The sequence below is a fragment of the Collinsella sp. TF05-9AC genome, from assembly GCF_003438495.1.
Lineage (GTDB): Bacteria > Actinomycetota > Coriobacteriia > Coriobacteriales > Coriobacteriaceae > Collinsella.
This window is the reverse complement of record NZ_QSSH01000026.1, coordinates 1-5,604: the sequence shown is the minus strand read 5'-3', so window position 1 is coordinate 5,604 and position 5,604 is coordinate 1. Positions and strand designations below refer to the sequence as shown.

Here is a 5,604-nt window from a genome sequence, read left to right as displayed (position 1 = left end):
TCTCATATCCGCGGATACCGCTCCGGCGGCCCGCAATCCTCTCCTTCGGCGGGGCTCCCCAAGTCTGACTACGCGCATGCGGCCGCTGCCGCGCGCCCAGCGAAAGCGGGGGTATCCCCGAAGGCTGCCCGGCTCGCCGGGACGGGGGCTATGTCTATTCGGTTGCCTCCCGGCACATCGCGCCGAGGGCCCACAGCCACCTCACGAGCTCGGCGGCGGTGGCGGCGTTCGCCTTCGCCTGGGGCATGCCCCTGGCGAGCATCTCCTCGCGCCGCCGGAGCAGGCGCTCGGACCCCTTCCTCCCGTGCATCCTCACCTCGAGCGGGACGCCGCTGCCCTTGGGCATCAGCTTCGGTTGGTGGCTCGCCTGGACGTAGCTCCAGGACCCCTCGACGGCCAGCCTCCTGACGAGGGCGTTGCCGGCCCCGCTGATCCCGCCGAGGCGCACGGAGTCCGCGCTCGACCTCTGCTTCGGGGCGAGGCCGAAGTAGGCCGTCACCTGCCTGCCGGAGCGGAACCTCGAGAAGTCGCCGACCTCGGACGCGAAGGCGGCGGCGAGCGCGAAGCCGCACCCCTTGATCGACTGGAGCGCCTCGACCTCCGCCGAGAGGGGGGCCCCGCCGCGACGGCGGCCCTGTACTCGGCGAGGAGGTCGTCGCGCGTCTCGGCGGCCGCCTCGACCTCGCTCCTCAGCGCCGCAAGCGCCCGGATGCCGCCGTCGTCGGCGGGCCGGACCTTGTCGAGCCACCTGAGGAAGTCGTACGTCCAGTACCTCCGGGGGTTTCCGGCCGGCGTCGTGCCGCCGTAGGCGTAGCCACGGCGGGCCAGGAACGCCAGGAGCCGCTGCTTCGCCGCCGCGAGCCTCGCGGTCGCCGCGTCGTGGGCCCCGGCGAGGTCCCTGAGCCCCTCGATCTCGGGGGACGGCACCCATACCGGGGAGATATCGTGCGACAGTATCGCCTTGGCCATCCTGGCCGCGTCGTTGCGGTCGTTCTTGGACGAGAAGTCTGCCGCCGACCTCGGGACCCTGGAGACGGCCGCGACGACGCAGTCGACGCCGAGCGCGGAGAGCTCCCTCTGCGGGGCGAAGCCGAGGTAGCCGCTCTCGTAGGCGGCGAGCGACGGGCCGGGGAAGCCCGACATCCACTCCGCGACCTCGCCCCAGGGGTTGCCGCGGAACCTCCTCGTCACGGCCTCGCCCGTCTCCGCGTCGAGCGCGCAGACGGTGGTGGACCTGAGGTGTACGTCCATTCCGAAGGCGGTAGAATATCTAGGCACGGGAGCCTCCCAACCTCGTTGCGGCGCGGCTGCGCCTCTGGCACTTCAACAACAATGTCGCAGCCCCGACCCGCGGTCACGAGCGGGGGCTCCTGTCGTTTCCGTGCCCCTGGATTGGGTCATAGTGTCTGACTTATGCTCAACCAGCGACGTTTCCGCGCTTGTCAAGAGCTTAGTCGTTGGGGACGTTCTTAAACGACTAGTCATTCAGGAACGTCCCCAATGACTAGTCGCAGAATGAGCGTGGATAATCTCCCGTTTTTTGCTTGATGACGGGCTCAAAGTGGGAAATAATCCACGCTCATCCGGAAAGTGTTCAAAAATCCACGCTCGTTCCTTTCGGATTGCATCGCCCGTGGCCGACAGCGGCGCGGCACCGGTCCGCGTGGCGGCGTATAATCGGCGGCAGATGACTTGGACGTTAGGAAACCATGACCGATAGCATGCAGCAGATGGCGCTCGACACGCTCGGCGCCTATTTTGGCTACACCTCGTTTCGCCCGGGACAGGACCGCATGGTCGATGCGATCCTTGCCGGTCGCGATGCGCTGGGTGTTATGCCCACGGGCGCCGGCAAGTCCATTTGCTACCAGGTGCCCGCGCTCATGCTGCCCGGCATCACCTTTGTGGTGAGTCCGCTGCTGTCGCTTATGGAGGACCAGACCCGTGCGTTGCTCGCGGCGGGTGCGCGACCCAGCTATCTCAACTCCAGCCTTACCCCGGCCCAGCAAAACACCGTGCTCAAGCGGGCGCGCGAGGGCCGCTATCAGCTTATGTACGTGGCACCCGAGCGTCTGCTCGAGCCGCGCTTTTTAGCCTTTGCGCAGGAGGCCGCGGCGGACGGCGGCATTGGCGTGCCGCTCGTGGCTATTGACGAGGCCCACTGCGTGAGCCAATGGGGCCAGGATTTCCGCCCCGCCTACCTGCAGATTCGCGAGTTCATCGATTCCCTGCCGCAGCGCCCTATCGTGGCGGCCTTTACCGCTACGGCGACCGAGCGCGTGCGTGCGGACATTCAGCAGATGCTCGGCCTGCAAAACCCCGCGACGGTGGTGACGGGCTTCGATCGCAAGAACCTCTACTTTGGCTGCGAGGAGATGGGCGACAAGGCCAAGGCCGCGTGGGTGCGCGACTATGTGATCGCGCATTCGAGCGAGAGCGGCATCGTGTATTGCTCGACCCGCAAGACGGTCGATGCGCTGGCAGGCGATCTTGCCGAGGACCTGGGCCCCATCGGCATTCGCGTTGGCCGCTACCATGCCGGCATGGGCAACGACGCCCGTCGTCAAAGCCAGCGCGCCTTTATCGACGACGATATCCAGGTGATGGTTGCCACCAACGCCTTTGGCATGGGCATCGACAAGCCCAACGTGCGCTACGTGATCCACAACAACGTGCCCGAGAGCATCGAGGCCTACTACCAAGAGGCGGGCCGCGCCGGCCGAGATGGCGATCCGGCCAGCTGCCATCTGCTGTGGAACGGTAACGATTTCCGCATGCGGCGCTTTTTGATCGACCGCGGCGATGCGGCCGACGAGGCGCTTGACGATGAGCAGCGCGCGTGGGCGCTCCAGAACCGTTATCGCCTGCTCAGCCAGATGGAGGGCTACTGCAATACCACCGGCTGCCTGCGCGAATACATGCTGCGCTACTTTGGCGACGAAGCCGCGGCCGAGCATGCGGCAGCCGCCGCGGGCGGCACGGCAGACGACGCCGAGGGCTGCGGCAACTGCAGCAACTGTCTCACGCAGTTCGAGGTCGAGGACGTCACCGATATGGCCCGCGCCGCCGTGCGCTATGTGGCCACGCGTCCCATGCGCTTTGGCAAGTCGCTGATCGCCGACGTGCTCCACGGCGGCAACACCGAGCGCATTCGCCAGATGCATCTGGACGAGGAGCGCGGCTACGGTGAGCTGTCGAGCGAATCGGTCGGGCGCATCAAGGACATCATCGGCCAGCTGTGCGGTCGCGGTTATTTGGCCACCTCGCAGGGGCAGTACCCGGTCGTGGGACTGGGTCCGCGTGCCGGCGAGGTCGAGGACGAGGCGTTCGCCTTTACCGTTAAGCGTCGCGCGTCCAAGCGCAAGGCCTCGGCCCGCGCCCGCCGCGCCGTCGATCTGCTGCGCGAGGAGGCCGAGCTGGATCAGCGCCCGCGCGTTGGCGACGATGCCGAGCTGTTCGAGCGCCTGCGTGCCCTCCGCAAGGAGATCTCGACCGAGCTGGAGATGGCGCCGTATATGGTCTTTTCCGACAAGGCCCTGCGCGGCCTGTGCCGCCTGCGTCCGCAGACGCGCGAGGAGCTGATCCAGGTCAACGGCATTGGCGAGAAAAAAGCCGACGCCTTTGGCGAGCAGTTTATGGCGGCGATTGAAGAATTTGAGTCCGAGCATGCGCGGGATGGAGTGTAACGATGGCATTCGACGATAAAACCGACCGCACTGACGTGCCCGCCGTGCCGCTGTACCAGCAGGTCATGGACGACCTAAAGGGCGAGATCGCGCGCGGCGTGTACCCCGCCGGCTCGCGCATTCCTGCCGAGATGGAGCTCGCGAAGTCCTACGGCGTGGGGCGCATCACCGTGCGCCGTGCCATCGAGGAGCTGTCGCGCGCGGGGTATCTCAACCGCCAGCAGGGGAGGGGCACGTTTGTGTGCGCCCCCAAGCTCAAGCGCAAGATTCGCCAGAAGGGTGACGTCCAGAGCTTTACTGAGGGTTGTGCTGCCAACGACATGGTGCCGGGCGCGCGTCTGGTGTCGCGCACGGTGGTCGCGGCGACGCACGAGGATGCGGCGTTCTTTGGCGTGGAGCCCGGCTGCGAGCTTATCGTGGTCGAGCGCGTGCGCACGGCCGACGGCATCCCTGTCATGCTCGAGAACAACGCCTTTGTGCTCGCCGACCATCCCTACCTGCAGACGCTGGCCGACGAGGACCTCACCGATAACTCAATCTTTGCGCTCGTTGCCGAGCATTCGGGCCGCGCGCCGCTCAAGTCCGACCCCTGTACCGTGGAGATTGCGCTTGCTGATGCTCAGGCGGCCCCGCTGCTGGAGGTGCCGGTCGGCGAGCCGCTCTTCTATATGGAGGCATACTTTACCGATGCGGACGGGCGGCCCCTGCTGCTCGGACGCCAAAAGATCGTGGGCTCGCGCTACGTGTTCGACATCTAACGTCCATAGATAGAACAACATAGAACAAATTTGGTGAAATGACTTCACGTGCATCGTCGTGCGTGCTATAAATAGGACAACATAGAACGACCGCAGGTACGAGCTGTCGTCGTTCAAAGCCGCCACACAAGGAGGAACATCACCGTGAACGCACATGATCTGGTTCAGGAAATTATCGAGCGCAAGGGCAAGATTGAGAACGTCTTTTGGATCGCCTGCGGCGGTTCGATGATCGACCTCATGCCGGCCAACGAGCTACTCAAGCGCGAGGCCACCACGTTTACCTCGACGGTCTACACGGCACGCGAGTTTTGCCTGATGGCTCCCAAGAGTCTTGGCGAGAAGTCACTCGTCATCGCCTGCAGCCACAGCGGCAACACGCAGGAGGTCGTCGACGGCTGCGAGATGGCGCTGGCCGCCGGCGCCGAGGTTGTCGCCCTCACCGACTGCGAGGGCTCCAAGATCGATAACGGCAAGTGGACCACCTGGGTCTATCCGTGGGGCGAAGGCGTGCCGCAGGCCGAGGTGCCGCAGGGCATCGGCGCCCTGATGGCTGCCGAGCTGCTCGACCAGCAAGAGGGTTACGAGGCGCTTGCCGACATGTACGCCGGCCTTAAGCAGATGGATGCGCTGCTGCCCGCTGCCCGCGAGAAGGTCAACGCCGAGCTGGGCGATCGCTTTGCCGAGCTCTGCCAGCAGCACGAGTTCTTCTATATCCTGGGTTCCGGCCCCAACTTTAGCCAGACCTACGCTATGGCCATCTGCTCGCTCATGGAGATGCAGTGGCAGCACTGCTGCTATATCCACTCCGGCGAGTACTTCCACGGCCCGTTCGAAGCCACCGAGCCCGGCGTATTCTATTTTGTACAGCTCGGATCGGGCGAGTGCCGTCCCATGGAGGAGCGCGCGCTGGCGTTCCTCAACACGCATACCGATACGGTCATGGTGCTCGATGCGCTCGAGTACGGCGTGGGCGACGTGCCTGCCAGCGTGCGTTCGTACCTGGAGCCGATCTTCTTCTACAACATGAGCTGCGAGCTGCGCGCCGCCCGCGGCAAGGTCTTCGACCACAGCCCCGAGGTTCGTCGCTACATGGGCATCGAGCAGTACTAATCGAGCGGTATTAAGTTACCGGGGTAACAACTTCTCACGTCGGGGGC

The 5,604-nt window shown here is 65.3% G+C and carries 5 protein-coding genes; 3 read left to right on the top strand and 2 right to left on the bottom strand.

Going from position 1 to position 5,604, the window contains the following annotated elements; translation table 11 throughout:
* Positions 1–154: 154 nt before the first annotated feature.
* Positions 155–580 (bottom strand): transposase, encoded by a 426-nt coding sequence (locus DXC52_RS10140; protein WP_233504902.1) that lies wholly within the window; start codon positions 578–580, stop codon positions 155–157.
* Positions 496–1,278, bottom strand: a complete 783-nt coding sequence (locus tag DXC52_RS07560; RefSeq protein WP_147330610.1) for a transposase — start codon at positions 1,276–1,278, stop codon at positions 496–498. The genes DXC52_RS10140 and DXC52_RS07560 overlap by 85 nt, the downstream gene beginning before the upstream one ends.
* A gap of 431 nt (positions 1,279–1,709) precedes the next feature.
* On the opposite strand from DXC52_RS07560, the gene DXC52_RS07555 reads away from it, so the two are divergent.
* From DXC52_RS07555 to DXC52_RS07545, 3 genes are all read left to right on the top strand, one after another.
* Positions 1,710–3,686, top strand: a complete 1,977-nt coding sequence (locus tag DXC52_RS07555; RefSeq protein ID WP_117746774.1) for an ATP-dependent DNA helicase RecQ — start codon at positions 1,710–1,712, stop codon at positions 3,684–3,686.
* A gap of 2 nt (positions 3,687–3,688) precedes the next feature.
* Positions 3,689–4,444, top strand: a complete 756-nt coding sequence (locus DXC52_RS07550) for a GntR family transcriptional regulator (protein WP_117746773.1) — start codon at positions 3,689–3,691, stop codon at positions 4,442–4,444.
* 144 nt (positions 4,445–4,588) lie between these two features.
* Positions 4,589–5,557 carry an SIS domain-containing protein gene (locus DXC52_RS07545; protein ID WP_117746772.1) on the top strand — a complete coding sequence of 323 codons (969 nt, stop codon included), beginning with the start codon at positions 4,589–4,591 and terminating at the stop codon, positions 5,555–5,557.
* Positions 5,558–5,604 lie beyond the last annotated feature (47 nt).

What these genes read in the sequence shown, in the direction of transcription:
- DXC52_RS07550 (WP_117746773.1), top strand. Translation starts at nt 3,689, where the DNA reads ATGGCATTCGACGATAAAACCGACCGCACTGACGTGCCCGCCGTGCCG.
- DXC52_RS07555 (WP_117746774.1), top strand. Translation starts at nt 1,710, where the DNA reads ATGACCGATAGCATGCAGCAGATGGCGCTCGACACGCTCGGCGCCTAT.